This is a genomic window from Sanguibacter sp. HDW7, assembly GCF_011300875.1.
GTDB lineage: Bacteria > Actinomycetota > Actinomycetes > Actinomycetales > Cellulomonadaceae > Flavimobilis.
The window spans coordinates 2,743,903-2,769,243 of the sequence record NZ_CP049862.1 but is presented as its reverse complement, the minus strand read 5'-3'; the positions used below and the strand labels follow the sequence as shown (position 1 = coordinate 2,769,243).

Annotated in this window: 26 protein-coding genes and 1 tRNA gene; 17 read left to right on the top strand and 10 right to left on the bottom strand. The window is 71.7% G+C overall.

The window, feature by feature from the left end; translation table 11 throughout:
• The first annotated feature begins 70 nt into the window (after positions 1–70).
• Positions 71–143: transfer RNA gene (locus tag G7063_RS12540), tRNA-Thr, on the top strand.
• Between the two features lie 64 nt (positions 144–207).
• On the opposite strand, the gene G7063_RS12535 is transcribed toward G7063_RS12540, so the two are convergent.
• Positions 208–873, bottom strand: coding sequence for a response regulator transcription factor (locus tag G7063_RS12535; RefSeq protein ID WP_166414694.1), 666 nt, complete (start codon positions 871–873; stop codon positions 208–210).
• 159 nt (positions 874–1,032) lie between these two features.
• Here G7063_RS12535 and G7063_RS12530 point away from each other — a divergent pair, with 159 nt between their 5' ends.
• From G7063_RS12530 to G7063_RS12510, 5 genes are all read left to right on the top strand, one after another.
• Positions 1,033–2,244 carry a sensor histidine kinase gene (locus G7063_RS12530; protein ID WP_166414693.1) on the top strand — a complete coding sequence of 404 codons (1,212 nt, stop codon included), beginning with the start codon at positions 1,033–1,035 and terminating at the stop codon, positions 2,242–2,244.
• A 147-nt stretch (positions 2,245–2,391) separates the two neighbouring features.
• Positions 2,392–2,823: a hypothetical protein gene (locus G7063_RS12525; protein ID WP_166414692.1), complete on the top strand. Its 432-nt coding sequence runs from the start codon at positions 2,392–2,394 to the stop codon at positions 2,821–2,823.
• Positions 2,824–3,214: 391 nt separating this feature from the next.
• Positions 3,215–3,643: a hypothetical protein gene (locus tag G7063_RS12520; RefSeq protein ID WP_166414691.1), complete on the top strand. Its 429-nt coding sequence runs from the start codon at positions 3,215–3,217 to the stop codon at positions 3,641–3,643.
• Positions 3,644–3,647: 4 nt separating this feature from the next.
• A complete protein-coding gene (locus G7063_RS12515; RefSeq protein WP_166414690.1) occupies positions 3,648–4,361 on the top strand; it encodes a signal peptidase I in 714 nt (237 codons plus the stop codon).
• Complete coding sequence (locus G7063_RS12510) at positions 4,361–5,173, top strand: hypothetical protein (protein WP_166414689.1); 813 nt, start codon at positions 4,361–4,363, stop codon at positions 5,171–5,173. Before G7063_RS12515 ends, G7063_RS12510 begins: the two co-directional genes overlap by 1 nt.
• Here the strand turns inward: G7063_RS12510 and G7063_RS12505 are convergent.
• Positions 5,153–6,037, bottom strand: coding sequence for an SGNH/GDSL hydrolase family protein (locus tag G7063_RS12505; RefSeq protein WP_166414688.1), 885 nt, complete (start codon positions 6,035–6,037; stop codon positions 5,153–5,155). The two genes, G7063_RS12510 and G7063_RS12505, sit on opposite strands and share 21 nt — an antisense overlap.
• Positions 6,025–6,720 (bottom strand): uracil-DNA glycosylase, encoded by a 696-nt coding sequence (locus G7063_RS12500; RefSeq protein ID WP_166414687.1) that lies wholly within the window; start codon positions 6,718–6,720, stop codon positions 6,025–6,027. Before G7063_RS12500 ends, G7063_RS12505 begins: the two co-directional genes overlap by 13 nt.
• A gap of 137 nt (positions 6,721–6,857) precedes the next feature.
• Between G7063_RS12500 and G7063_RS12495 the strand changes: the two genes are divergently transcribed.
• The 3 genes from G7063_RS12495 to G7063_RS12485 all read left to right on the top strand — a co-directional run bounded on the left by G7063_RS12495 (position 6,858) and on the right by G7063_RS12485 (position 8,333).
• Positions 6,858–7,190, top strand: a complete 333-nt coding sequence (locus G7063_RS12495) for a DUF3263 domain-containing protein (protein WP_166414686.1) — start codon at positions 6,858–6,860, stop codon at positions 7,188–7,190.
• 94 nt (positions 7,191–7,284) lie between these two features.
• Complete coding sequence (locus G7063_RS12490; protein WP_166414685.1) at positions 7,285–7,944, top strand: LytR C-terminal domain-containing protein; 660 nt, start codon at positions 7,285–7,287, stop codon at positions 7,942–7,944.
• A 185-nt stretch (positions 7,945–8,129) separates the two neighbouring features.
• On the top strand, positions 8,130–8,333 hold the full coding sequence (locus G7063_RS12485) for a cold-shock protein (protein ID WP_166414684.1): 204 nt from the start codon (positions 8,130–8,132) through the stop codon (positions 8,331–8,333).
• 154 nt (positions 8,334–8,487) lie between these two features.
• On the opposite strand, the gene G7063_RS12480 is transcribed toward G7063_RS12485, so the two are convergent.
• Positions 8,488–9,864, bottom strand: a complete 1,377-nt coding sequence (locus G7063_RS12480; protein ID WP_240916078.1) for a glycoside hydrolase family 15 protein — start codon at positions 9,862–9,864, stop codon at positions 8,488–8,490.
• A 143-nt stretch (positions 9,865–10,007) separates the two neighbouring features.
• Here G7063_RS12480 and G7063_RS15320 point away from each other — a divergent pair, with 143 nt between their 5' ends.
• From G7063_RS15320 to G7063_RS12445, 8 genes are all read left to right on the top strand, one after another.
• Positions 10,008–10,997, top strand: coding sequence for a DUF262 domain-containing protein (locus tag G7063_RS15320; RefSeq protein WP_240916077.1), 990 nt, complete (start codon positions 10,008–10,010; stop codon positions 10,995–10,997).
• A gap of 27 nt (positions 10,998–11,024) precedes the next feature.
• Positions 11,025–12,500: a DUF4268 domain-containing protein gene (locus G7063_RS15315; RefSeq protein ID WP_240916076.1), complete on the top strand. Its 1,476-nt coding sequence runs from the start codon at positions 11,025–11,027 to the stop codon at positions 12,498–12,500.
• Between the two features lie 131 nt (positions 12,501–12,631).
• Positions 12,632–13,288 carry an RHS repeat-associated core domain-containing protein gene (locus G7063_RS12470; protein ID WP_166414682.1) on the top strand — a complete coding sequence of 219 codons (657 nt, stop codon included), beginning with the start codon at positions 12,632–12,634 and terminating at the stop codon, positions 13,286–13,288.
• Positions 13,289–13,367: 79 nt separating this feature from the next.
• Complete coding sequence (locus G7063_RS12465; RefSeq protein WP_166414681.1) at positions 13,368–13,586, top strand: hypothetical protein; 219 nt, start codon at positions 13,368–13,370, stop codon at positions 13,584–13,586.
• 13 nt (positions 13,587–13,599) lie between these two features.
• Entirely contained in the window at positions 13,600–13,836 is a 237-nt protein-coding gene (locus G7063_RS12460; protein ID WP_166414680.1) for a hypothetical protein, read from the top strand.
• 411 nt (positions 13,837–14,247) lie between these two features.
• The gene (locus tag G7063_RS12455) at positions 14,248–15,756 is read left to right on the top strand and encodes an NAD(P)/FAD-dependent oxidoreductase (protein ID WP_166414679.1); all 1,509 of its coding nucleotides are present in this window, start codon (positions 14,248–14,250) and stop codon (positions 15,754–15,756) included.
• Positions 15,757–15,964: 208 nt separating this feature from the next.
• The gene (groL, locus tag G7063_RS12450; protein WP_166414678.1) at positions 15,965–17,590 is read left to right on the top strand and encodes a chaperonin GroEL; all 1,626 of its coding nucleotides are present in this window, start codon (positions 15,965–15,967) and stop codon (positions 17,588–17,590) included.
• A 275-nt stretch (positions 17,591–17,865) separates the two neighbouring features.
• The gene (locus tag G7063_RS12445) at positions 17,866–18,156 is read left to right on the top strand and encodes a WXG100 family type VII secretion target (protein WP_166414677.1); all 291 of its coding nucleotides are present in this window, start codon (positions 17,866–17,868) and stop codon (positions 18,154–18,156) included.
• 9 nt (positions 18,157–18,165) lie between these two features.
• Here the strand turns inward: G7063_RS12445 and G7063_RS12440 are convergent, their stop codons facing one another.
• The 6 genes from G7063_RS12440 to G7063_RS12415 form a co-directional block, all read right to left on the bottom strand.
• Complete coding sequence (locus G7063_RS12440; protein ID WP_240916075.1) at positions 18,166–18,990, bottom strand: hypothetical protein; 825 nt, start codon at positions 18,988–18,990, stop codon at positions 18,166–18,168.
• Between the two features lie 104 nt (positions 18,991–19,094).
• Positions 19,095–20,774 carry a cell wall metabolism sensor histidine kinase WalK gene (locus tag G7063_RS12435; RefSeq protein ID WP_166414676.1) on the bottom strand — a complete coding sequence of 560 codons (1,680 nt, stop codon included), beginning with the start codon at positions 20,772–20,774 and terminating at the stop codon, positions 19,095–19,097.
• Positions 20,771–21,493, bottom strand: coding sequence for a response regulator transcription factor (locus tag G7063_RS12430; protein ID WP_166414675.1), 723 nt, complete (start codon positions 21,491–21,493; stop codon positions 20,771–20,773). The genes G7063_RS12435 and G7063_RS12430 overlap by 4 nt, the downstream gene beginning before the upstream one ends.
• A gap of 201 nt (positions 21,494–21,694) precedes the next feature.
• Complete coding sequence (locus G7063_RS12425; protein WP_166414674.1) at positions 21,695–22,267, bottom strand: NYN domain-containing protein; 573 nt, start codon at positions 22,265–22,267, stop codon at positions 21,695–21,697.
• Between the two features lie 122 nt (positions 22,268–22,389).
• Positions 22,390–23,148, bottom strand: a complete 759-nt coding sequence (locus tag G7063_RS12420) for a PspA/IM30 family protein (RefSeq protein WP_166414673.1) — start codon at positions 23,146–23,148, stop codon at positions 22,390–22,392.
• A gap of 134 nt (positions 23,149–23,282) precedes the next feature.
• Positions 23,283–25,340 (bottom strand): TPM domain-containing protein, encoded by a 2,058-nt coding sequence (locus tag G7063_RS12415; protein ID WP_166414672.1) that lies wholly within the window; start codon positions 25,338–25,340, stop codon positions 23,283–23,285.
• Position 25,341 lies beyond the last annotated feature (1 nt).

Sequence of the window (25,341 nt, the reverse complement as noted above, 5' to 3'; positions counted from 1 at the left end):
GGCGGGCACGGTCGTCACGGCCGCGCCCGCCGGGGCCGCTACACTCGTGGCCGCACGTCCGTGAGGACGCGCCGCCTTAGCTCAGCTGGTAGAGCACCGCTCTTGTAAAGCGAAGGTCGTCGGTTCGAACCCGACAGGCGGCTCGCGCACGCGGGCCCCGGAACCCTTGCGGGTTCCGGGGCCCGCGTCGTCCCCCGAGGCGACCCGTCAGGCGGGCCCGGTCTCTTCGATGAGCTGGAGTGCTGCGCTCACGCGGGGGTTGCGGTCGGGGTGGGCGTCGATGCCGAGGGTCGAGTAGACGGCGTTGACGTGGTTCTGCACGGACTTCTCGGCGATGCCGAGCTCGTGCGCGATCCCCGCGTTCGACAGGCCGGACGCGAGCAGTCGCAGGACCGAGTACTGACGGTCGGTGAGCTGGGCGACGCGTGAGCCGGCGCGCGGCCTCATGCGCTCGAGCAGCACCGGGTCGAGGGTCGAGCCGCCCGCGGCGGCGATGCGCACCGCCCGCAGGAGGGAGTCGGAGTCGTTCGTCGACGTCTTCGACAGGTAGCTCCAGCTGCCGGCGATGTCGCGCGGGAGGTCGAGCATGAGGTCGATCGCGTCCTGTGCGGAGAGCAGGACGATCTTGAGCGCGGGATCGGCGCGGCACAGCAGCATGCCGAGCCCGATGCCGTTGCCGTCGGGCAGGTCGACGTCGAGGATGACGACGTCGGTCGAGCCCGGCGTGATGCGGGCCCGCGCCTCCGTCGCGGTCTCGACCGAGCAGACGAGCGACATGTCCGAGACCTCGGTGACAAGGTGCTCGAGCATGCTGCGGAACAGCGTGTGGTCCTCGACGACCGCGACGCGCAGGGTACCTCCACCGTTCTCCATCGCCCCAGTATCGCGTCTGACGGGCCAGGACGGGAGTACCTGGGCCGAACGTCCCCCGTGCGGGGCGCGTGGCTCACCCAGGAGCGCCCTTGTGGCGCCGTTCGGAGAGTGCCGTGCCCGGGTACTCCCGTAGGTGACGGCATGTGGTGATACTTGTGCATGGGCACCACCACCCCCGTCGAGGACCGTCGTGACAGGTTCGCGCACGTCGTCGCGTCCCTCGTCATCATCACGACGTTCTACACGGTGACGGGCGCCTACCTGTGGGCACAGGGATTCTTCGAGCTGCCGGCCGCGATCGTCACGTCGTGGACCCGGTTCCTCATCAACGTTCTCACGGGTGTCGTCCTCGCGCTCGTCCTCGCGGTCGTCCCCGCCTACCGGGCGCGTCGGCTGGGGGGGGCGCTGCCGGGGATCGTCCTCGCGTCCGCGATCGCGGCGGGGATGCGGCTCGGGCTCTTCGTCCTCGCGCACGAGCTCCCTGAGGCTCCGGGGATCCTCAGCGTCGAGACGATCTCAGGGTTCGCGTTCTGCCTGGGCGCTGCGTGCCTCGGCTTCGCCTACGCTTCCGTGCGCCGCGGCGAGCGGTTCGAGGCCAGGCTCGCGGCCGACGCCGCCTACCAGCGCGAGCTCGCGCTGCGCACGCTCGAGACCGAGGAGGTGCGCGTCCGACGTTCGATCGCGGAGGGGCTCCACGGCAGTCTCCAGCAGCGTCTCGTCATCGCGACGGTGCAGGTCGACATGTTCATCACGGAGGCGCGTCGGCGCGACCGCAGCGAGGAGGACATCGCACCGCTCGTCGCGCTGCGCAACGACCTCGAGGACATCCGCGAGAACGATGTGCGGGCGACGAGCCGCATGCTCTACCCGGAGGGCATCGAGATCGGCGTCGTGCCTGCGGTACGCATGCTGCTGCGGCGCCTGCCGACGGGCATCGCGACCCGGCTCCACATCGGCGACCGGCTGCGAAAGCTCGACGACCCCGGCAACTCGGAGGTGCGGCCTGCGGACCGCCTGCTCGTGGTGCGGATCGTCGAGGAGGCGGTGACGAACGGGCTGCGGCACGGGCACGCGACGTCGTTCGACGTGTCGATCGACCTCGAGGGCGACGCGACGATCATCGTCGACGTCGCCAACAACGGTGCAGCCGTCGACGTGCACCGGGCGACGCACGGCTCGGGCACGCGCCGGCTGCGTGAGCGGGTCGAGCTAGCGGGCGGGACGCTCGTCCTGGGTTCGGACGTCGAGGCGTCGCGCATCACGTCGGGCGAGGTCGACGGGACGGCGCTGCACCATGCGCACCTGTGGGCGCGGATCCCCGTGACGCGGGAGAAGATCACCGGGCTCGGCCATCTGCCGTCGAACGAGTGACCTCGTGAGCGTCGTGCGAGGTCTGTGGCGGTCGCGCGCGGTGCAGGCCTACACGATGCTTGGCGGTGACCGATAGTGAGAACCAGACGTGCTCGACGGAGGCGTGAGCCGCGATCGACGCGCCATTCAGAGTCCCTGGAGGTGACGATGCTCCGCGCCACCGACCCGCGCCGTGCGCGGCGCGTCGTAGCGGCCCTCGTCGCGCTTGCCGGGGTCGTAGGGCTCTCGCTCGCCTCGGCCACGTGGCTCGACCTCCCGTGGGGCACAGGCAGTCTCCAGCAAGGCAGCGTTCGTGCGACCGCGGGCTGCCAGGACCGGGACGCGGTTGTCGTCGCGTACGGTGCACCGGTCGTCGCGGCGGTCGGCGAGGATCCCTGGCGTGTCGCGACCGTCGAGTTCGCGGGCATCGCGGAGGCGTGCGCGGGCAGGACCTACGAGGTCGCCTACTCGACCGACGGCTCGGAGTCGTGGAAGCGCTTCGGCACGGTCGGAGTCGTCTCAGGGTCGTCGCTCACGGTGAGCCTCGAGGGCGTGGGTAACCCTGAGGCGATCACCGGCTGGTCCCTGAGGATCTACTGAGGGCGGACACGCCTCGAGGCTCCCGGACAGCCTCGCGGAGCGGGTGAATATGGGCGCGGGCGACAGAGTGGCGCGAGTCACGTCCTGCCTGCCTCGGCGGATTTTTCACGCCCTAGATGCCCTGTCCGTGGCGAATCAAGCAAGTCTCTTATCACCCAAACTTGCTGCGCGCATCCGGAAGTGCCTGCGGGATCCCGCTGAACGGTCTAGGTGGAAGGACCTATCAGGTCCGCCAAGCGGCTTTCACCTGCGCCGGGACGGTGCGTAGCGTGAGCGCCGCCGCGCCGCGAGGTGTGGCGCATCTCGTCGCGGACTGCCGATCCCGACCAGCACCCCCGTGCTCGTCGGCCGTCGTGCCGTGACCACCTACCACCCACGTTTGGGAGCAACTATGTCCTCCACCACCTCCCGTCGCCCTCGTCGTGCCGCCGCTATCGCCCTCGCGATCGTCGGCGTCGCGGGCCTCTCGCTCGCCTCGGCCTCGCAGCTCGACCTCGTCTGGGGCTCCGGCCAGCTTCAGGCAGGCAATGTCGCGGTCGACGCGGGCTGCCAGGGCACCGCGCCCGTAACTGTCTCCTACGGCGCACCGACGTTCACCTCGTCGACGACCAACCCGTGGTCCGGCTCGACGGTCGACCTCACGGGCATCGAGGGCGCGTGCGGCGGCAAGCACTACGAGATCGCCTACTCCGTCAACGGCGCGTCGTCCTGGACGAAGCTCGGTTCGACCGGCGCCGTGAGCGGCACGTCGATCTCCGCGAACATCGCGAGCATCGCTGCGCCCGAGTCGATCACCAACTGGGCCCTGACGATCTACTGAGCGCATGACCGACGTTCACGAGCCCGTCGTACCCGGTGCCCACCGTGCGCACCGGGTACGACGCGTGCTCGTGAACGTTCTGCTGTGGCCCTTGCTGGTCGTCGCGCTGTGGTTCGTCTGGCCGGTCCAGCTCGGCGGGTGCACGACCCTGACCATCGTCAGCGGCCACTCGATGGAACCCACCCTCTACACCGGGGACCTCGTCGTCTCCCGGTGCGCCGACCCCGCCGTGGGTGACATCGTCGTCTACGCGACCCCGGAGACCCAGGGCGGGCGCGTCATCCACCGGATCGTGGGCGGCGACTCCTCCGGATGGGTGCTCCGCGGCGACAACAACCCGGCGGACGACCCGTTCCACCCGACGGACGAGCAGGTCCTCGGCAGTGCGGTCCTCCACGTGCCTAGGGTCGGCACGGTACTGACGTCGCTCGCGAACCCCGTCGTGTGGCTCAGCTGTCTGCTCATCGCCGCGGCCTTCTTCCTGTGGCCCGACAAGGACCCACGGGGTCGCGCGGAGGCCGAAGGCCCTCGCGACGACACCGCGGACGACACCGCGGACGACACCGCGGACGACACCGCGGACGACACCGCGGACGACACCGCGGACGACACCGCGGACGACGATCTCGCCGACGACGCCCCGGTCGACGCCAGGTACGGCGACGCGCCGGTCGAGGACGGCCTCACCCTGCCCGACGACGACAAGGCCCTCTTGTGATGTCGCGACGGACCGCAGGGGCGTGGCTTGCCGTCATCCTCGCGACCCTGCTGCTCGGTACCGGAACGGCGAGCGCGAGCCAGCTCTCGCTCGTCGGCCCCACGCGCGCGGTCGCGACGAGCGTGGCCCGCTGCGGCAGCGCCACAGTCGCCGTGACGCCCGACGGCACGGCGAGCGCGGGCGGCACCTACACCCGCGTCCGGGTCTCAGGTGTCCCGTCAGGCTGCACCCTCGGGACCGTCCGGGTCGCGGGTCGTACCGGGACGGCATGGGCGCAGGTGGTCGTCGCGCAGCCGGCCGCGGCGGTCGCGTCAGGCGCCTTCACTGTGACCGTCCCCGCGTTCGTCCCGCCGACGACCACGGCAGGCTCCGTCTGGGCGACGCTCGACGGCTGGCCCGTGCCGGCCTCCTGGACCTTCACGCCGCAGGTGACGACCGGATGCGTCGTGCGCACCGCGTCGGGCACTGTGACCGGCAAGCCGTGCAGCCTGACGGACTTCCGTGTCAACAACTCGTGGGGCGCCGCACCGAACCGCGAGGCCAACGCCTACTTCACGGTCGTCGCCCCGACGGTTGACTACGGCGCGGGCGAGATCGTCCGGGTGACGCTCGACTTCTCTACCGCGGTCGGCATGCCGTCGGGCTGGAGGTGGACGACGACGGGGGTCGGGCCGGGCAACCTGGTCGCGGTGCCCGGGACGTCGTGCTCGACGCTGCCCGTCATCGTCGCGGACGTCGCCGCGTGGAACACCAACGTCTTCGTGCCGATCAAGGAGAACCGGGCCGGCGGCTCAGGCTTCGTCTGCTCCTGAGCCGGCGCTGTCCCTGGGCGCTCCTGCCGCGTGTTCCCCTGCTGCACCGGAACCGGGCGCTGCGGGCGCGGGCCGCTTGGCGCTGCGGCCGTCGCCCGACGAGCGCCCTGTGAGCCGCCGCTGCATCCACGGCAGCGCGTGCTGCCGCATCCACACAGCGTTCTCGCGGGCGCGCACGGCCCAGGCCTCGGTGTCGGGTGCGTCGAGCGGCGTGTTCCACGCGGGGTCGGTCGGCTCGAGGCCCAGGGCCTCGAGCGCGCCCTCGGCGACGCGCCGGTGGCCCTCGCTCGTGAGGTGGAGGCGGTCGACGTCCCAGAGGCGCCAGTCCTTGATGAAGCGCATGCCCCACTGGTCGAGCACGAACGCACCGTGGCGGCGCGCGATCGACCACACGTGCGCGTTGAACGTCGCGACGCGCGGCCTGGTGAGGCGCAGGAGCGCCGAGCCGTCGGCGTCGACGCCGGTGGCGAGCAGGACGTCGGCCCCGGTCTCGCGGACACGCACGACGGCGTTCTCGAGACGGTCGGCGAGCCGGTCGACGTCGACGCCGGGCCGCAGGATGTCGTTGCCGCCGCCGACGATCGAGACGAGGTCGGGCTGCAGGTCGAGCGCCGCGGGGAGCTGGTCGGTGAGGATCGGGCCGAGCAGGCGGCCGCGGACGGCGAGGTTGGCGTACTCGGTGCCGCCGGGCGTGCGCGCGTCGAGGTGCTCGGCGAGGCGGTCGGCCCAGCCGCGGCATGCGTCGGACCCCTCGGCCTCGCGGTCCCAGAGGCCCTCGGTGAAGGAGTCGCCGATCGCGACGTAGCGGTGCCAGCGGGGCGCGGGCGGGGTCGTGGGGGGTAGCTCGGTCGTCACAGGAACCATCCTGCACCCGCAGCGGGGGCGAGGGACCAGTCGACCGGCGCCGCGCCCTGCTCAGCGAGCGCGGCGGACGCGCGTGAGAAGGGCCGGGAGCCGAGGAAGCCGCGGCGCGCGGACAGCGGGCTCGGGTGCGCCGAGACGAGGACGGGGTGGCGCGCGAGCCGCGGTGAGAGGCGTTCGGCGTCCTTGCCCCAGAGGATCGCGACGAGAGGCTCCGGCCGGACGTCGAGCACGTCGACGACGTGGTCGGTCACCTGCTCCCAGCCGTGGCCGCGGTGCGAGCCGACGTCGCCCGCGCGCACGGTGAGGACGCGGTTGAGGAGGAGCACGCCGCGGTCTGCCCAGGCGGAGAGGTCGCCGCTCGTCGCGTCGGCGACCCCCGTGTCCGCCGCAAGCTCGTCGAGGACGTTGCGCAGCGAGCGCGGCAGCGGCCGCACGTGCGGCTCGCACGAGAAGGCGAGGCCGTGCGCGTGCCCGGGGGTGGGGTAGGGATCCTGCCCGACGACGAGCACGCGCACGTCGTCGAGCGGACGCGCGAACGCGCGCATGACCTGGTGGCGCGGCGGAAGCACCTCGTGGCCGGCGGCGGCCTCGGCGTCGAGGAACGCGTCGAGGTCGGCGAGGTGGTGGGCGACAGGTGCGAGCGCCCGGGCCCAGGTGGGATGGACGTCGTCGAGGAGGGGCACGAGGTCGACGCTACCGGCAGACCGTGGCGTGCAGGCGGCCGTGACAGGGAGGAATGACACCGGTGTGCTTCGCGCGTACGATCAGAGCCGTACGGCCGCAGGCCGGACGACGGTGAGACGAGACGAGGGGAGAAGTGATGGCCGAGCTGCACGCGGTTCCCGACGACCACGACGTTCCCCTGGGTGACGCCGTCGCGTCCGACGCCGCGGACCGTCCGTCGGGCCTCAGCGAGCGGGACGAGAGGATCCTCGCGTTCGAGCGCCAGTGGTGGAAGTATGCGGGTGCGAAGGAGCAGGCGGTGCGCGAGCTCTTCGACCTGCCCGCCACCCGGTACTACCAGGTGCTCAACGCCCTCATCGACACCCCCGAGGCTCTCGCCCTCGACCCGATGCTCGTCAAGCGCCTGCGGCGCCTGCGCTCGAGCCGCCACCGTGCACGCAGCCAGCGCCGGCTCGGCGCCGAGGCCTGAGCGCGAGCGGCGTCCCCGGATCTTCGCAACCTCTCCAAGCGCTGACCTGCCTCGTCGACGCAGATCCGAGCGCGCGCACCGGTAGCCTGTCCACGTGAGCGGCTACCCCTACCCGAACGACGAGTTCGACACCGAGCTCGACGATACCCATGCGCTGGGCATCCACCACTCCCGACGGTCGACGTGGAGCCGGGTGTGGCCCTTCCTCGTCGTCGTCCTCGTCTGCGCCGCGCTCGCCGCGGGGCTCGTCACGTGGTTCACCGCGCAGGGGCACCCCAAGGTGCCCGGCACGACGCCGGCCCCGACCACCGTGAGCACGACGTCGACGACCGCCGGGACGCCCACCGATCCGACGACGACGCCTGAGGAGTCGGAGCAGCCGACGACCGACGAGCCCACGGACGAGCCGACCGACGAGCCCACGGACGAGCCGACCGACGAGCCCACGGACGAGCCCACGGACGAGCCGTCGGCCGTCGAGATCGACCGCTCGACCGCGATCCGCGTGCTCAACGCGACGAGCACCCAGGGCCTCGCCGCAGGGCGCGTCTCGACGCTCAAGAGCGCCGGCTGGACGAACGTCGTCGGCGAGAACTTCCCGAGCGGCCAGAGCAAGCCCGCCACGACGTCCGTCTGGTACCGCGCGGCGGAGAACGAGGACGAGGCGAAGCAGGTGGCCAAGGACCTCGGCATCGACACAGTGACGCTCGTCGAGAGCCTGCGCGGAGCGGTCTCCGTCGTCCTCGTGAACTGACCTCGAGCGCTCCGAGTCGACCCCGGCGGCCTGTGCCGTCGGGGTCGACGCGCGTCCGGGCTTTGCCGACCCTTGGCCCGGGCGGACGAACCCTTTCCTCGGAGCAGGTGGTTCCCCTAGGCTGGCGGTGTCGACGACCCGACGATGGGCGTGGGCGCACGCGAGACACGAGCAAGGAGCAGTACATGGCGCAGGGCACGGTCAAGTGGTTCAACGCTGAGAAGGGCTTCGGGTTCATCACCCCGGCCGACGGCGGACAGGACCTCTTCGTTCACTTCAGCGCGATCCAGTCCGACGGCTACCGGAGCCTCGACGAGGGCCAGAACGTCGAGTTCGAGGTCGGTCAGGGCACCAAGGGGCCGCAGGCCGAGCAGGTCCGCCCGGTCTGATCCGGCCGCCACGCAGGACTTCCGCGACGGCGCTCGGCAGCGGCACTACCGCTGCCGAGCGCCGTCGTGCGTCCGGGCACGTCCGCGGCGGGTGCACCGGCGGGCGTAGGGCCGTCGGGCGTGGGCAGGCCAGCGTGGGTGACGCGTCGGTAGCTCAGCCCGCAGGGAGGGCGTCGAGCCTGTCGAGCGCGAGCACGACGTTCGCGCTCGACCAGGCGAGCGGAGCGACGGCCGACGGAGACCCGTCGGCGAGCACCTTCTCCGGGATCGCACCCGACGACGTGCGGTGCGCGTCGATCCAGCCGAGCCACTGCTCGGCCGTGCCGCGGTCGCCGACCGCTGCCGCCGTGAGTGCGTAGAGCGTCGTCTGCGGGGTCCACGAGATGCCGTCGGGCCGCCACGAGCCGCCCGGTGCGAGGCCGCCCGCGGGACGACGCATGGGGTCGACACTGCCGCGCCACGCGGCCTCCGCGCCCGCGAGCGGTGAGGCGACGAAGGGCGGAAGGACGAACGCCGTCGCGGCGTCCCGCGGACCGCCCGTCACGCGCCGCGGATAGCCGCGCGCTCCGAACTCGTCCTCGATGAGCGCGCGCAGGGCGGCGGCGGCCTCGGCGGCCTCGTGGGCGCGGTCAGGTTCCTCGAGCACCGCCCACGCCTCCGCGGCGGCCTCGAGCCCCGCGAGCAGCGGCGCGGCAGTGCCGAGAGTCGTGACCTTCTCCCGCACCTCCCAGTAGTCGGGAGACGCAGGGGGCAGGCGCCGCCCGGAGTCCGTGAGCTCGAGCGCGCGGTCCGTCGCACGCTCGAGCAGGCCGCGCAGGCCGAGGGCGACATCGGTGCGGGAGGGGGAGGTTGACGGCGACACGTCGGTGGGTGACGTCGCTGGACCCTCGGGCGTCGCCGCGAGCACCTGCCCGAGGGACCACAGGACCCAGCCCGTGCCGTCCGTCTGCGGGGCGCGCCCGTCAGGGGGACCTTCGCCGTCGAGCGTGTAGCGGGCCTCGAACGAGCCGTCGTCGGCCTGCACGCGTGCGAGGAAGCCCAGCACCCGCACCGCGTCGTCGACGTGGCCCGTCCGAGCGAGCGCCGCCGCGACGAACGCGTTGTCGCGTGGCCACGCGTAGCCCCAGCGCTCGTGGAGCGCGGCCGGCACGGCACCGTCGTCCGCGACGAGCGCGTGCAGGTCCGCTAGCGCACCCCGCGACATTTCCTCGAAGCGCGTGCCCGCGCCCGGGACGGTGCCCGCGTCGAGCCACGCGCGCTGCTCGGCCGCGAGCGCCGCGAGCGCAGCCCGGCGCTCGGGGGTGGCGTCCGGCTCGTCGGGCACGCGCGTTCCCGGCAGGTACTGCTGCGTGGTGCCGGGCGCGACGGTCGCGACACCCTCGGGCGTGACGACGAGCCCGTCGGAGTACAGCTCGATCGCGTTGCGGTCGACGCCGCCCGAGGTTGCGCCGGCCGCCGAGACGAGCGCGGTCGCGGCAAGGAGGGCGGCGGCCGACAGGCCGACGACCCGACCCCCCAGGCGTGCACGCATGGGACGACCGTATCCGTTCCGGACGGACGTCGGGGCGGGGCGTCCGGCGGGGATGTCGGTGATGCGTGGCAGGGTGCGGTGCATGGCGGGCGCGGCCGGTACGGTGAGCGCGAAGATCGCAGTGGAGCGAGGGAGACGAGTCAGTGGTCAAGGCAGCAGAGACGGACCTCTCCGGGGTGCTCGAAGGCAGGAAGCAGTACCAGGTCCCGCTCTACCAGCGGCCGTACTCGTGGGGCCACTCCCAGTGCGCCCAGCTCTGGAACGACATCATCGACCTCACGGCCGCCCGGCGCACCGACCCGGCGCTCACGCACTTCATCGGGTCCCTCGTGCTCGCGCAGAGCCCCGACTTCGAGCTCGTCGGCGTTGCCAGACTGCTGGTCGTCGACGGCCAGCAGCGGCTCACGACGCTGTCGCTGCTGCTCGCCGCGCTACGTGACCACCTCCGTGGCACCGGTGACGATGCGCGCGCGGACGGGATCCAGGCGCAGTACCTCGCGAACGTCTACGACAGGGGCACGCCGCCCAAGCTTCTGCCGACGCTCAAGGACAGGGACGCCCACCTCGCGGTCGTCCGCGCGGCAGCCGACGCGGGTGGCAGCGACAAGGTCGGCTCCGCCTACAACCACTTCCGAGCGTGGATCGCCGCGGCCGACGACCCTGACGACCCGCACGACCTCGAGGAGATCGAGACCGCCGTCGTGCGAGGCCTCTCGCTCGTGGTCGTCACGGCGGAGAAGGACGACAACGCGCACCGGATCTTCGAGTCCCTCAACAACACTGGTCTGCGGCTCGCGCAGTCGGACCTCCTCAAGAACTACCTCTTCATGAGGCTTGGCGAGCGCAGCGAGGCGGTCTACGCCGATGTCTGGCTGCCGCTCGAGAAGAAGCTCGGTCCCGACAACCTCGAGCTGCTCTTCTGGCTCGACCTTGTACAGACGGACGAGCGCGCGGCGCAGTCCGACACGTACGTCGGGCAGCAGAGGCGACTCGAGCGGTTCACCGGACCTGACGACATCGAGGCCGAGGTCCAGCGCATCGCGCAGCTCGGCGATCTGCTCGCCACGATTCTCGACCCGTCCCGCGAGCCCGACGCCGAGGTGCGCGGTCGGCTCGAACGCATCAAGGCGTAGGGCTCGACGACCGCCTACCCGCTCGTCATGCAGATCCTCGACCGACTTCGTTCCGGGACCGCGACGAGCGAGCAGACGGCGCGGGCGCTCACGTATCTCGAGTCCTACTTCGTGCGCCGGATCGTCGTGGGACGCGCGACCGCGGGGCTCAACCGGACGCTCCTCCAAGCGGTCGGAGCCGTCGCCGATGGGGAACAGCCCGACGTCGCCCTGCGGGACTTTCTCTCCCGGGGCCGCAAGCACTTCGCGTCCGACGCGCAGGTGCGCGAGGCAGTGACGAGCGTGCCCTTCTACTGGCAAGGGCGCGGACCGCAGCGCAAGCTCATCCTCCAGTGGCTCGAGGCGTCCTACGGGCTCAAGGAGGTCGTCAATCCCGCGAACCTCACGATCGAGCACGTGCTGCCCCAGACGATGAGCTCTGCAGTGCGCGCGGCCTTCGAGCCGAGCCTTCCTGCGGGGGCTGACGTCGTCGCCGAGCACGAGCGGATCGTGCACACCCTCGGCAACCTCACGCTCACGGGCTACAACAGCGAGCTTAGCAACCGGGTGTTCGCGGAAAAGCGCGAGATGCTCGGCTCAAGCGGGCTGCGCATGAACCAGGTGATCGCCGAGCACGAGTCGTGGGGACTTTCCGAGATCCGTGCGCGGGGTGCAGCCATGGCCGAGCAGCTCGTCGCACTGTGGCCCGGGCCGGACGAGAGCCTCGTCGGAACGGAAGACCCCTCGATCCTGCGACGCCAGGTCTCCGCGATCGTCGCCGAGATCCCTGCGGGTCGGTGGACGGCCCTCGACGAGGTCGCGCTCGTCGCGGGCGTCGCTCCTGGAACTGTCGCGCAGGTAGTCGCCGGCGGCACCCTGCCTGGCGTGTGGCGTGTGCTCGGAAGCGACGGGCGCCTCGGCGCCGGCGAGGCGGACGGCGTCCGCGCACGCCTCGAGGCCGAGGGGCTCGAGCTCGACGACGACGGATGTGCCCGCCCCGACGCGTTCCTCCCGGCCGACGACCTCGCCGCGCGGGCGGGGCTCGAGGTCGAGAGAGGGCATGCCACCAGTAGGCGCGGAACCGAGCGGCGCCGCAGCGCAGACGGGCCGCTGGGGGCGGATCGTAAGGCCTTCCAGCAGCGGGTCGTCGACCTGGGTGCCGCGGCCTCGACGTCGATCGAGCGGTGGCCCGCGCCACGGCGCCAGTACTCGGTCGACGTGAGCATCGGGCGGCCGGGCGTGGTCGTCGAACTCTCACTCTCGTCGCGGGAGCCCGCCGTGTTCGTTGCGTTCTACATCCTCGATGACAAGGACCTCTTCGCGAAGCTCTCGGCGCGACGCGAGGAGATCGAGCGCGAGGCTGGCTTCGGGCTCGAGTGGAAGAACGACGAGAGGTACAAGTCCGCCCAGGTGTTCGTCCGACGCGAGGGCGACTGGCGTGACCCGGCGCAGATCGACGACCTTGCCCGGTGGGCCGTCGGCATGATCGACACGTTTGCCGAGGTGTTCCCGCGCTTCCTGTGACGGAGTGACGAGTGGAGGTCGCGGAGAGGTGACATCGACGTCACCGTCGTGAGGTTCGGGCCCAACGGGCTCGCGACCCCGGTGACGCTCGTCCGTGCGGGGCGGCGCGTGCGGGGTCCTCGAGCGCGTCGGTGCCTGGTGAGCGGCAGTTCCTGGGCAAGACCCGTGATGATGCGACGGGTCTGACGTTGTTGGGGGCCCGGTACTACGACGAGCTGGTGGGGTTGTTCGTCTCGGTGGACCCGGTGCTCAGTCCGGGGGAGCCGGCGCAGTTCAACGCGTACGTGTATGCGGGGCACAACCCGATGACGTGGGCGGACCCGTCGGGGCTGTTCTGGAAGTCGATCACGTCTGGGGTGTCGAGCGCGTGGAAGGGTGCGAGCAGCTGGGTCAACCGGTATCAGGCGGAGATCGTCTCTGCGGTGGTCACTGGTGTGGCGTTCACCGGGTGCATGGCTGCGACCGGTGGTGTGGGCTCGATCGGTTGTGGGATCGCGGCGGGTGCTGCTGGTGGTGCGGTGGCCAACCTGTGGAAGACGAAGGTGCAGAAGGTTGCGCCGTTCTCCTGGAGCGGGTTGGCGCGGGATACCGCGTTGGGTGCTGCTGCGGGTGGTGTGGGGTCGGTGGCTGGTGTGGCGTTGGCTCGACCGTCGGCGGCGTTGGCGCGTCCTGTGTCGTCGGCGGCGGGCAGGGTAGGCTGCAGTCAAGTCGGCGGTCTCGAAGGTTCGCGAGGTCGCGAAGCCGAAGGCGCCGCCGGCGAAGGCCGCAAAAGCAGGATCTGGCGCTGACAATGCCGTCAACGATGTGCGGCTGCGGGCGCAGTTGACTGGCTAGGAGAACTCCGGAGGCCACGCGTTCCAGAAGCACGTGATCGACAAGGCAGAGTTCCCCGGGATCACGACGCGATCGCAGTTCGCATCCCACCTCGAGGACGTGGTGGCTCATGGTGAGAGGCGTTCCCTGAGCAGCGGTCGGACGGCCTACTGGCGAGATGGGACCATCGTGATTCGGAACCCGAAGGCTGCTGATGGGGGCACGGCCTTCCGGACCACGGACGGCTACGATTACTTCCTCAACGTGCCGTGAGGGGCTGTATTCGATGAGACTGCTTCAGCCGGAGGTTCCTTGGGTTGGCGATCAAGAGGTCGCCGACGACGAGTTCGTGATCACAGCGACTCGCGAAGAGCTGGTCGGAGTTGCTGGCGCGCTTAACGAGGAGCTAGAGACGATCGAGGCATGGGAGTTTCAGACCCGGCTGGGAATCACTCCCGAGGAGGCTCGGGCGCTGCGACAACAAGTCGGCGAGGTTCTTCGGGGTACCTACCGACCTGAGTAGCTCAGTTGAGGTTGAAGGCCCCAGATCTCTTGCCGCACCCTCCCGAGTTGGAAGGATGTACGGGACTGCTGCACGGACGGGGGATACTCAACCCCGGTGCTGACCAGCGCCGCTGAGAGTTGGTCTCACGATCCGCCCCCATCCATTCGAGGTCGTCGGGCGGCGTCCTGCGCAACGACCTCGCCCGCGATCCTCGCGGGCGTGTGTCACGCATCGCTGCTGACTGAAGGTGGGTCGCGCCGAGCGGTGCGGTGCGCTGAGCCCCGGAGAGGTCTTGGTGGAGCACCGAACGGGATTGTCGCGTGACCTCGCGGCGTCTGATCTAGCGTGGACGTCAGCAGTGATCCGTTGTGCCACAGCGGGTCCCGTCGGTCCTGCGCGGCACGAAGGCCCCGTTAGAAGGAGGTCCCCATGCGCGCTGACGCCGTCGTCGTCGGCTCGGGCCCGAACGGGCTCGCGGCCGCACTGACGCTCGCGCGCGCGGGCCTCGCGGTCGAGGTCCTCGAGGCGGAGGACGTTCCCGGCGGTGGCGCTCGGACGGTGCCGCTGGGTCGGGACGGTCTCGTCGTGCGCGGCGGGGTCGATGCCGAGCGGGTCGCGGCGCTGCCGCACGACGTGTGCTCGGCGGTGCATCCGCTCGCGCTCGCCTCGCCGTTCCTGCGCTCGGTCGACCTCGACGCGCACGGCGTGAGTCTCGTGACCCCTGACGTCTCCTACGCGCACCCGCTGCCAGGTGGTGCGGTGCTCGCGCACCGCGACCTCGCGACGACCGTCGAGCGCCTCGACGGCGAGGGAGCTGCATGGCATCGCACCTTCGCGCCGCTCGTCGGGAGCCCCGACGCCCTCGCGGCCCTGCTCCTCGACGACCGTCGCAACCTTGCGCGACCGCGCGGCGCCCGGGCTCGCGCGCGGGCCGCCGCCGCGCTCGCCGCGGGCCTCGCGTCGGCGCCCCGCGGCGGTCGGGCGGGCGCGCTCCTCGCGGGCGTCGCCGTCCACGCGCTCGCACCGCTCGCGTCGCCCGCCGCGACCGGAACAGGTCTTCTCCTCGGTACCCTCGCGCACACGGGCGGCTGGCCCGTGCCGGTCGGCGGCTCGGGCACTCTCGTCGCGGCGCTGCTCGCCGAGCTCACCCGCCACGACGTCGCCGTGACCACCGGCCGCCGCGTCACACGCCTCGCCGACCTGCCGCGCGGTGCCGACGTCGTCCTCTCGACGAGCGTCCCGGACGCCCTCGGCATCGTCGGTGCCGGCCTGCCCCGGCACGTCGAGGCCGCCCTGAGCCGATTCCGTCCCGGGCCCGGCGCGGCCGTCGTCCAGCTCGTGCTCGACGGTCCCGTCCCGTGGCGCGACCCCGACGTCGCCCGCGCGGGCACCGTCCACGTCGCGGGCGCCGTCGAGGAGATCCGTCGGGCGCAGGCCGACGTCAGGGCGGGGCGCCACGCCGAGCGGCCCGTCGTCCTCCTCGGCGACCCCACCCGCTGGGACCCGTCACGCGAGCGCGACGGCCTCCGCGTCGTCTGGGCGTACGCGCACGTGCCCGCCGGCTCCGGCCGCGACGTCACCGACGACGTCCTCGCGCACGTCGCCCGGTACGCGCCCGACGTGCGCGACCGCGTCGTCGCGACGCGCTGCCTGCCCGCCGCGCGACTCGTCGAGCACGACGCGAACCTCGCAGGCGGGGACATCGCCACGGGGGCCGTCACGGCGTGGCAGATGCTCGCGCGGCCGCGACTCGCAGCGGACCCGTACCTGCTCGGGAAGGTCGACGGGCGGCTCGTCGTGCTCGGCTCCGCCGCCACCCCGCCCGGACCGGGCGTCCATGGCATGTCGGGCCATCTCGCTGCGGCGTCCCTGCTGCGGCGAAGAGGGCGCGAGGACGGTCGCGGCGGGGCCTGTCCGCCGAGCGCGGACGTGACCTGATCCGTCTTGCACTCGGCCACGGCGAGTGCCAATAATGGCGTTAGCACTCTCGACCCGTGAGTGACAGTCGTCGCCCGGGTCGAGGGGACCACCCAGGGTCGCAAGGTGAGGTCCGGGACGCCGGCGTGACATGAACGCCGCCCGTCGCGAACCGTCCGTCGCGGGCACCGACCGACCTCCCACGCCACAAGCGGAGGATCACATCCCCATGGCAAAGATCATTGCCTTCAACGAGGAGGCTCGTCGCGGTATGGAGCGCGGGCTCAACGCCCTCGCCGACACCGTCAAGGTCACCCTCGGCCCGAAGGGCCGCAACGTCGTCCTCGACAAGAAGTGGGGCGCCCCCACGATCACGAACGACGGCGTCTCGATCGCCAAGGAGATCGAGCTCGAGGAGCCGTTCGAGAAGATCGGCGCCGAGCTCGTCAAGGAGGTCGCCAAGAAGACGGACGACGTCGCCGGCGACGGCACGACGACCGCCACCGTCCTCGCCCAGGCGCTCGTTCGCGAGGGCCTGCGCAACGTCGCGGCCGGCTCGAACCCCATCGCCCTCAAGCGCGGCATCGAGAAGGCCGTCGAGGCCGTCACCGCCGAGCTCGTCGCCGCCGCCAAGGAGATCGAGACCAAGGAGGAGATCGCCGCCACCGCCGCCATCTCCGCCGGTGACCCCGCCATCGGCGAGCTCATCGCCGAGGCCCTCGACAAGGTCGGCAAGGAGGGCGTCATCACGGTCGAGGAGTCGAACACGTTCGGCCTCGAGCTCGAGCTCACCGAGGGCATGCGCTTCGACAAGGGCTTCCTCGCCCGCTACTTCGAGACGGACCCGGAGCGCCAGGAGGCTGTTCTCGAGGACCCGTACGTCCTGCTCGTCGAGTCGAAGATCTCGAACGTCAAGGACCTCCTCCCGCTCCTCGACCAGGTGATGAAGCAGGGGCGCTCGCTCCTCATCATCGCCGAGGACGTCGAGGGCGAGGCCCTCGCGACGCTCGTGCTCAACAAGATCCGCGGCACGTTCAAGTCCGTCGCCGTCAAGGCCCCGGGCTTCGGCGACCGCCGCAAGGCGATCCTCCAGGACATCGCCATCCTCACGGGCGGCCAGGTCATCTCCGAGACCGTCGGCCTCAAGCTCGAGACCGCGACGCTCGACCTCCTCGGCACGGCCCGCAAGGTCGTCGTCACGAAGGACGAGACGACGATCGTCGAGGGTGCCGGCGACGCCGACCAGATCGCCGGTCGCGTGGGCCAGATCCGCTCCGAGATCGAGAAGTCGGACTCCGACTACGACCGCGAGAAGCTCCAGGAGCGCCTCGCGAAGCTCGCCGGCGGCGTCGCCGTCATCAAGGCGGGCGCGGCCACCGAGGTCGAGCTCAAGGAGCGCAAGCACCGCATCGAGGACGCCGTCCGCAACGCGAAGGCTGCCGTCGAGGAGGGCATCGTCGCCGGTGGTGGCGTCGCGCTCATCCAGGCCGGTGCCAAGGCTGCCCCCTCGCTCGAGTCGCTCGAGGGTGACGAGGCGACGGGCGCGGGCATCGTCCTGCGCGCGATCGACGCGCCGCTCAAGCAGATCGCCGTCAACGCCGGCCTCGAGGGTGGCGTCGTCGCGGAGAAGGTGCGCTCGCTCCCGTCCGGCCAGGGCCTCAACGCCGCGACCGGCGTCTACGAGGACCTCCTCGCCGCGGGCGTCAACGACCCGGTCAAGGTCACGCGCTCCGCGCTGCAGAACGCTGCGTCCATCGCCGCGCTCTTCCTCACGACCGAGGCCGTCGTCGCCGACAAGCCCGAGAAGGCCCCGGCCATGCCGGGCGGCGACGACATGGGCGGCATGGGCTTCTGACCCACGCTGCACCCGCGTCGTACCCGCTCCTGTGAGGGAGCACCCGCTCCCGGCAGGGAGCATGCAGGACCACGAAGGCCGTCGGCCGGGCTCGCGCCCGGGCGGCGGCCTTCGCCGTGCCGCATGCCCGCCGGTGACGCGACCCCGCCCACAGGCACTGGTCCGGGGGAGGCCGTCCACGGATCCGGACGGGCCCCGGGACGCGTGCCCCATGAGCGCCTAGCGTCCTCGACGTCCCTGGCGCACGGCCGGGGCACGACTCCAGGAGGTAGCCCATGTCGAGCTTCGAGGTGGACGCGAGCCAGGTCGCGACGGCGTCGCAGAAGGTGCAGACGAGCAGGGGAGTGATCAGCGGGGAGGCCGCCGCCATGGTGGTCCACCTGCGTGAGCTCGACCAGGTGTGGAAGGGGGCGTCCGCCGCCGGCTTCGCGGCCGTCCTCGCGGAGTGGGACGCCGCGCGCCAGCAGCTCGAGGACGCGCTCGACTCGATCGGTCGCGCGCTCGGGAGCGCCTCGACGATCTACGAGACCGCCGAGGCCGACGCCGGACGCATTTTCCAGCGCTGAGCCAGCGGCTCAGTCCTCGTCGTCCTCGTCGTCGAACGGTGCAGCAGCAGCACGCTCCGCCGGCGCGTGGACGACGGGGATCGCCGCCGTGAGCGCGGGGCGTTCGGTGAGGGGCCGGTCGAGGTCAGCCGGGTCCTCACCGAGCGCGGCCCACTCCTTGCGCAGCCGCACGAGCTCGCCCTGGACGTTCTGCCGGGCTGCGTCCTCCCATGCGGCGCCGAGCGGGCTCGAGAAGAGCGCGCGGCGCTCGAGGAGCCGGGTGAGGATCGCCACGCGTGCGCGCACGAAGTCGCGGTCGGGGATGTGCTCGTACTCCTTGCGGACATCCGCGAGGTACGACTTGTAGCGCTGCGGCTCTGCAGCGAGCATTCCGAGGTCCGCGTCGCACAGCACGGCGCAGTCGAAGTCGGCGGGGTCCGGGGCGTGGCGCAGGAGCGCCGTGACGAGCTGCGCGACGCGGTTCGCCGCACGCTCAGGCACACCGAGCCCGAGGAGCTGCTCGTGCGCGAGGACCGCGCTCGCCGTCTCGTTCTCGCCGCCGCGGGCCTCGTACGTCGCCTTCGTCTCCGCGTCGAAGATCGCGCCGTGGTACCAGGCGGCAAGGCGCACGAGCGCGGGCTCGTGCGTCTCCTCGACGAGCTCGTCGACACGGTTGAGGACGTCGGCGAGGTGACGCAGGTCGTGGAAGCGTCGGGCAGGGTCGCACCAGCGGGCGAGGAGGGCCTCGCCGATCTGACGGACACGCTCGGGGGAGGCTGTCGCACCAGCCTCTGCGGTGGCGCGGGACCAGGACGAGAACAACCACTGCGGGGCGTCCACGTAGGACACGCTCATGGGACAGCTTTCCTCGGGCAACAACTGACAAACTGCCACCCTACCCGCGTCCGGCACGCTCGTGCAGTCGATCCGGTCACGTCCTGGACACGGTCCGGGCACGCTCAGGTTGCGAGCGGCACCGTCACGACGAACGTCGCCCCACCCCCAGGTGTCTCCGTGGCGATGATGTCGCCCCGGTGCGCCCGGAGGATCGATCTGACGATCGCGAGACCGAGCCCCGAGCCGCCCGACGACGAGTTCCGCGACGCGTCGACACGGTGGAACCGCTCGAAGACCGCCTCGCGGTGCTCCGCCGGGATCCCCGGCCCGTGGTCGCGCACGGCAGCACGCGCGACCTGACCGTCCGACGACAGGACGATCTCCACGGGCGAGCCGGCGGGCGTGTGCCGCTGGACGTTGCCCACGAGGTTCGTGAAGACCTGCCGCAGCCGAGCGTCGTCCGCGACGACGAGCAGCGGCGAGCCGTCGTCCGGAACCGGCTCCTCACCGTCGGGACCCGTGAGGACCAGCGACGTCGTGCGCGTCGGATCCATCGCTCCCAGGTCCGCGAGGGCGTCGGCCGCTACCTCGACGAGGTCCACCTGCTGCAGCGCGAGCGGACGCTGCTCGTCGAGCCGCGCGAGCGCCAGCAGGTCCTCGACGAGCGTCCCCATCTGCACGGCCGACGACTCGATGCGGCCCATCGTCTCGGACGTCTGCTCGGGTGTCGTCACCGCGCCCATGCGGTAGAGCTCGGCGTAGCCGCGGATCGAGACGAGCGGTGTCCGCAGCTCGTGGCTCGCGTCCGCGACGAAGCGCCGCATCCGCGCCTCCGACGCGGCCCGGGCGTCGAACGACTCCTGGATGCGGCCGAGCATGACGTTGAGGCTCTGCGCGACGGAGCCGACCTCCGTCGTCGACGGCATGTCCGGGATGCGGCTCGACATGTCGCCGTCGGCGATGCGTCGGGCCGTCGCCTCGATCTGTCGCAGCGGGCGCAGCGACCTGCGCACCGCGAGGTAGCCGAGCGAGGCCGCCGCCGCGACGAGAACCACCGAGACGAGGGCGAGGACCTTGCCGAGCTCCGACGTCGTCTGGGTGACGGGTGCCACCGGCAGCGCGACGACGATCGCCCCGATGAACCTGTCGCCCGCCCCCACGACGGGGCGTGCCACCGCGCGCCACTGCGTCCCCACACCCGCGGGCGAGGAGTCCCCCTCCAGCGTGAAGGGCAGACCGTCGAGCTGCTTCGACGTCGCCGAGAACAGGGGTACGTCCGGCGTCCCCCAGCGCGGCTCGTGCAGCTCCTGCGGAGACACCTGCCGGCCATCGATCTGCAGCGAGAGCTGGAGGTCTGACTCGAGCGCGGTCCGGTTGATCGACCGGACGAGGTCGTTGAGAGGCATGCCCTCGCTCGAACGCAGCGCGACCGTGAGCTGCTCGTCGACCTGCGCGAGCATGTGCGAGCGCAGCTGGGCGGTCGCCGCGACCGTCGAGATGGCAAGACCGACCGTCAGGGTGACGACGAGGAGCACGACCATGCGCGTGCTGAGCGTCACCCGGCTCGCGAGGGCAGGCAGGCCGGTCGTCAGGCCGTGCTCGTCGCGCGTCGGGATGGTGTCGGGCGTGATGCCCGGGCCGGACGTCGTCGCCGGGGAGCCGGTCGGCGCTGCCGTGGCAGGTGCGGCGGACGCCGGTACGTCCGGGGTCGACGCGTCCGGAGCCGTCGCGTCGGCGGGGTCCGGGAGCGTGGGAGAGCCGTCGGGCTCCGGCGGCGGAGGAGGCGGGGGCGGGAGGCTCATGCGCCCTGCGGCTCCCGCAGCATGTACCCGACGCCGCGCTTGGTGTGGATGAGCGGGACGGGCGCCTGACCGTCGGGGCCCGCGACGTCGATCTTCCGGCGCAGGTAGGAGATGTACGACTCGACGATGTTCATGTCGCCCGACCAGTCGTACTGCCAGACGTGGTCGAGGATCTGCGCCTTCGACAGCACGCGGTTGGGGTTGAGCATGAGGTAGCGCAGCAGCTTGAACTCGGTCGGCGAGAGCTCGACGAGGCGGCCGGCGCGGTGGACCTCGTGCGTGTCCTCGTCGAGCTCCAGGTCGGCGAGGCGGAGCTTGGCCGTGTCGTCCTGGGCCTCGAGGGCGCGCGTGCGGCGCAGGACCGCGCGGATCCGCGCGATGACCTCCTCGAGGCTGAACGGCTTGGTGACGTAGTCGTCGCCGCCGACGGTGAGGCCCGTGATCTTGTCCTGCGTGTCGTCGCGCGCCGTGAGGAAGAGGACCGGCATGGTCTGGCCCTTCTCTCGCAGGCGCCGGGTGACGGTGAAACCGTCCATGTCCGGGAGCATGACGTCGAGCAGCACGAGGTCGGGCGTGGCCTCGCGCGCGAGGCGGAGCGCGGTGCTGCCGTCGGGGGCGGAACGCACTTCGAAGCCCGCGAACCTCAGAGAGGTCGCGAGGAGCTCACGGATGTTGGGTTCGTCGTCGACGACGAGGATGGAGGCCTCGGGCTCGGTCATGCGTCCAGCATGCGCCCGATTCCTGGGAACCGGCTGAAGCCATGCTGACAACCACCCGACTCGTAGCACCGTCGCACACGCGGCGAGTGTGCAGGAGCGCTACGCGTCGCGCAGGGGGAGGAACTCGTAGCGCCCCCGCACGCTCGGGAGCGTGCAGGGGCGCTACGAGTCGGAGGAGGATCCGAGGGGGAGAGGGCTCGCTCAGATGAAGCGCAGCGGGTCGAACTCCTCGATCGGGATGATGCGGACGCGCGGCAGCGGTGTGTTGAACGCGGCGACGTCGTACTCGAGGTCGAAGAACTCCACGCCCCGATCGCCGAGCTCGGCCATGCGGGAGTTGACGAACTCACGGAAGCACAGGACGCCAATACGGCGGCCCGGCGTGATGAGGGCCTCGATCTGCGGGATGAAGTCGCCGTCGTGGCTCGCGAGGAGGATGTCCGCGTCGCGGGGGATCAGCGCCTCGAGGGTGCGCTGGATACCCATGTCGACAACCTTGAGGCCCGGGCCGCCGGACAGCGGGATGGGCGTGTAGCCCATCGCGAGCAACGCCTGGACGAAGGGCATCGGCATGGAGCCGGAGGTCGCGTTGAGGAAGAACAGCGGGTGGACCGGCTGGCCCCACGCGTCCGCGGCGTGCTCGGTGATGCGGTCCCAGCGGGGGCGCTCGTCGGGGCTCGGGCGGTGCCCGAGGACGTTGACGCCGAGCGTCGCGTCGATGTTCTCGCCGTCGACGAGGAGGTAGGTCTTGCGGGGTGCTGCGCCGGGGGTCATGCCCCCACCCTAGCGGCGCGCCGAGCAGGGGAAGGGCCCTGGCGCGGAACTCACCCCGGCACGGATTGACGCCTTCCACCCGTCAAACGGGTGGAAGGCGTCAATCCGTCGAGAGAGCGAGATCAGGCCTCCGGGGCCTCGATCTGCGCGGCCTGCGTGCCGCCGAGCGCACGGTTCTTCAGCGCGGCGAGGCGCGCCTCGACCTCGATCTGACCCGCGTCGAGCTCGAGCTCGGCGAACTGCGAGTCGAGCGACGACGCCGCGACCTCGGCCTGGCCGAGCGCGAGCGCCTCCTCGCGGCGCACCTTCTCCTCGAAGCGCGAGAGCTCCGAGGTCGGGTCGAGCACGTTGATCGACGAGATCGCACCCTGGACGGCCGTCTGCGCCTGCGCGGACTTCTGGCGCGCGACGAGCTGGTCGCGGCGGACCTTGAGGTCGCCGAGCTTGTCCTTCATCTGGGCGAGGCCCGACTTGAGCTTCTCGGCGACGTCACGCTGCGACGCGATCATCGGCTCGGCGGACTTCGCCTCGCCCTCCGCGGCGATCTGCTTGGAGATGGCGACCTTCGCGAGGTTGTCGAACTTGTCGGCCTCGGCGGCGTTGCCCTGCGTGCGGAGCTGGTCGGCGCGCACCGAGGCGGCGATGGCCTTGGCACCCCAGTCCTGCGCGGCGTTGAGGTCCTCCTGGTGGTCCTGCTCGGCGAGACGCAGGTTGCCGATGGTCTGCGCGACGGCCTGCTCGGCCTCGACGATGTTGTTCGTGTAGTCGCGGATGAGCTGGTCGATCATCTTCTGCGGGTCCTCGGCCTTGTCCAGCAGCGCGTTGATGTTGGCCTTGGCCAGCTGGGCCACGCGCCCGAAGATCGTCTGCTTCTCAGCCATGGTGTCGCCTCTCTCGAAGGTAGGTCGTGCTCTGGTCGTGCTCGCCGGCCAGGGCCGGTCGGTCTGTGTGCCCGCAGGTGCAGGCGATCGGGGTGTGCGCCGGGTGCGGGTGGTGCGGGCGGGCCCGCCCCTCGTCAGAACGAGGTGCCCCCGCCTCCGCCGAAGCCGCCTCCGCCTCCGCCTCCACCGAATCCTCCGCCTCCGCCGAAGCCTCCGCCGAAGCCCCCTCCGCCTCCACCCCCGCCACGGAGCAGGGAGTCGAGGATGATGCCGCCGAGGATCATGCCTCCGACGTTGTTGCCGCCGCCGAAGCCGTTCCCGCCGCCGAAGCCGTTGCCGCGGTCGACGTCGCTCTGGGCGATGTCGCGTGCGGACCGGGCGAGGTCGAGGGCGCGCTGCGCGGCCGCGAGGGCGCGCTGCGGGTCGGTGGCGCGGTTCTGGTGGGCGTCCTGCATGTGCCGGATCGCCTCGGCCAGGCGGGTGCGGGCGGTCGGCCCGACGGCGCCGCGGCGCGTGTTGATGAAGTCGTCGGTGCCGCGGATCATCGCGTCGGCCTGGCCCATGACCTGGTCGAGCATCGCGGTGGCCCGACGGATCTGCTCGTCCGCGGCGCGCAGCGGCGCGAGCGCCTCGTCGATCGCGGCCTCGGCAGCCGTGAGCTCGCGCAGGGCAGCGAGCGGGTCGCCGCCCGACTGGGCGCTGCGGCCCGCGGTGATCGCGGCCTGGGCGCGCGTGACGTAGGGGGTGACGGCCGCGTTGGAGTGCGCGAGGCGCTTGGCATCGGTGACGTCGGAGCTGATCGACGCGATCGCGCTGACGAGCCGGGGTGCGGCGGAGTCGAGCTCTGCGCCTGCACCGTCGACGGCGTCGAGGAGCGTCGCGGCCTGCCCGACGGCGAGCTGTGCGGCGCGGGTGCGGACGACGGCGGTCGGCCGGTCGTCCTTGTCGACGTCCGCGCGTGCCTCCCGGATCGACTCGGCCGCGCCGTCGAGCAGCTCGACGGCCTGGTCGGGGTTCTTGAGGATCGACGCGAGGGCGGTCACCGGGTAGCGGCGCGTGAGCTCGCCGAGCGCGACGCGCGACGTCTGGACGCGCGCGCGGACCTCGCTCGCGCGCTGGTCGAGCTCCGCGAGGTGCTGGGGCAGGCGCGACTGCATGTCGCGCAGCTCCTGGAACGCGGTCTCCTGGGCGCGGAGGGTGGCCGACGCCTTCTCGCAGAGCGCGAGGATGTCGGTGAGCATCTGGCCCTTGACGTGGTCCGGCTCGGGGACCTCGTCGTCGAGGAGCTGCTGGATCTGGAAGGCCCTCTGCACGTCCGAGCGGGCCGCGTCGACGGCGGCCGTGAACTGGTCGGTGGCCTGGAGACCGAACTGGGCCTGGGCGAAGCTCAGCTCCTCGGCGGAGGACTTCACGGCGTCGTCCGCCGCGACGAGCGCGCTGCCGGCGCGCTTGCGCAGCTCCTCGAGCGAGACCTGGGGCGCCTGCTGCGGGCCGCCGACCGCCTTGCGCTTGCGGGACCGGACGATCGCGACGATGACGACGACGCCGATGCCGAGCAGCACGACGACGACGAGCAACGACGTGCCGGAGCCTGACGTGCCCGTGGGGCCGGACGTGCCGGGCGCACCGGGCTCAGCTGCGTCGAAGGATCCGTCGGCGACGGCCTCGAGCGTTGCGACCGTCGACTCGACCGCCGCGAGGTAGTTGAAGTCGTCGCGCAGCGCGTCGCGGGCGTCGGCGAGGATCTGGTCGCGAGCCTCTGGCGAGAAGTCGTCTGCGGCGCCGAGACCGATCTGACGGTCCTCGGAGGCGACCGCGAGGACGAACTGAGTGCCTCCGAAGCGCGACGTCTCGCCCGTCTGCTGCGCCCAGGTCTCGCCGTCCTGGCCGTCGAAGGTCTTCGTGACGACGACGAAGAGCTCGAAGTTCGTCGCGTCGGCGAAGCTCTTGAGCTGGTCCTCGATGTCGCTCACCTGCGAGCTGTCGAGGACGCCGTCGGGGTTCGTCACGGGCTGCGTGAGGCGCTGCGGCGCGAGCGCCGGCAGCGCGGCAGGGGCGACGACGGCGTCGGCCGTGCTCGGCACCTGGGCGAGCGTTGACGCCGTGGCCGCAGGCGCGACGAGCGCCACCACGGCGAAGATCCCGCCGACGATGGCGCGACGAAGGGGCAGGACGGTGCGTGCGGGTGTCACC

Coding starts and splice junctions, on each gene's coding strand:
- G7063_RS12535 (WP_166414694.1), bottom strand. CDS start 873: ATGGAGAACGGTGGAGGTACCCTGCGCGTCGCGGTCGTCGAGGACCAC.
- G7063_RS12530 (WP_166414693.1), top strand. CDS start 1,033: ATGGGCACCACCACCCCCGTCGAGGACCGTCGTGACAGGTTCGCGCAC.
- G7063_RS12525 (WP_166414692.1), top strand. CDS start 2,392: ATGCTCCGCGCCACCGACCCGCGCCGTGCGCGGCGCGTCGTAGCGGCC.
- G7063_RS12520 (WP_166414691.1), top strand. CDS start 3,215: ATGTCCTCCACCACCTCCCGTCGCCCTCGTCGTGCCGCCGCTATCGCC.
- G7063_RS12515 (WP_166414690.1), top strand. CDS start 3,648: ATGACCGACGTTCACGAGCCCGTCGTACCCGGTGCCCACCGTGCGCAC.
- G7063_RS12510 (WP_166414689.1), top strand. CDS start 4,361: ATGTCGCGACGGACCGCAGGGGCGTGGCTTGCCGTCATCCTCGCGACC.
- G7063_RS12505 (WP_166414688.1), bottom strand. CDS start 6,037: ATGGTTCCTGTGACGACCGAGCTACCCCCCACGACCCCGCCCGCGCCC.
- G7063_RS12495 (WP_166414686.1), top strand. CDS start 6,858: ATGGCCGAGCTGCACGCGGTTCCCGACGACCACGACGTTCCCCTGGGT.
- G7063_RS12485 (WP_166414684.1), top strand. CDS start 8,130: ATGGCGCAGGGCACGGTCAAGTGGTTCAACGCTGAGAAGGGCTTCGGG.
- G7063_RS12480 (WP_240916078.1), bottom strand. CDS start 9,864: ATGCGTGCACGCCTGGGGGGTCGGGTCGTCGGCCTGTCGGCCGCCGCC.
- G7063_RS15315 (WP_240916076.1), top strand. CDS start 11,025: ATGCAGATCCTCGACCGACTTCGTTCCGGGACCGCGACGAGCGAGCAG.
- G7063_RS12460 (WP_166414680.1), top strand. CDS start 13,600: ATGAGACTGCTTCAGCCGGAGGTTCCTTGGGTTGGCGATCAAGAGGTC.
- G7063_RS12455 (WP_166414679.1), top strand. CDS start 14,248: ATGCGCGCTGACGCCGTCGTCGTCGGCTCGGGCCCGAACGGGCTCGCG.
- groL (WP_166414678.1), top strand. CDS start 15,965: ATGGCAAAGATCATTGCCTTCAACGAGGAGGCTCGTCGCGGTATGGAG.
- G7063_RS12445 (WP_166414677.1), top strand. CDS start 17,866: ATGTCGAGCTTCGAGGTGGACGCGAGCCAGGTCGCGACGGCGTCGCAG.
- G7063_RS12440 (WP_240916075.1), bottom strand. CDS start 18,990: ATGAGCGTGTCCTACGTGGACGCCCCGCAGTGGTTGTTCTCGTCCTGG.
- G7063_RS12435 (WP_166414676.1), bottom strand. CDS start 20,774: ATGAGCCTCCCGCCCCCGCCTCCTCCGCCGCCGGAGCCCGACGGCTCT.
- G7063_RS12430 (WP_166414675.1), bottom strand. CDS start 21,493: ATGACCGAGCCCGAGGCCTCCATCCTCGTCGTCGACGACGAACCCAAC.
- G7063_RS12425 (WP_166414674.1), bottom strand. CDS start 22,267: ATGACCCCCGGCGCAGCACCCCGCAAGACCTACCTCCTCGTCGACGGC.
- G7063_RS12420 (WP_166414673.1), bottom strand. CDS start 23,148: ATGGCTGAGAAGCAGACGATCTTCGGGCGCGTGGCCCAGCTGGCCAAG.